Source organism: Achromobacter sp. SIMBA_011 (assembly GCF_046535435.1).
In the GTDB taxonomy this organism is placed as follows: domain Bacteria; phylum Pseudomonadota; class Gammaproteobacteria; order Burkholderiales; family Burkholderiaceae_B; genus Achromobacter; species Achromobacter dolens.
The window spans coordinates 1-237 of sequence record NZ_JAWRWN010001180.1; the positions used below are offsets into that span (position 1 = coordinate 1).

General features: G+C 68.4%; 1 pseudogene. It reads right to left on the reverse strand.

Annotated elements, in window-relative coordinates:
- Window positions 1-237: pseudogene (locus SB816_RS34770) on the reverse strand (AraC family transcriptional regulator); the annotation flags it as partial.

Sequence of the window (237 nt, forward strand, 5' to 3'; positions counted from 1 at the left end):
TTGCCGGAACAGGCGGGTGAAGGTACGGCGGCTCATCCCGGCGCGCTCGGCCATGGCATCGATCCCCAGCTCCAGCGACGGTTGCTCCAGCATTTCCCGGCAGACCCTGGCCAGGCGCGGCTCGGACGGTAATGGGGCGTTGAGGCACAGCGCCGGCATGGCGGCGATTTCATGCAGCAGCAGGTTCATGAGCTGGCCCTGCGCGCTGTCCTCGGCGTAGAGAGCGGGGAGGTCCAC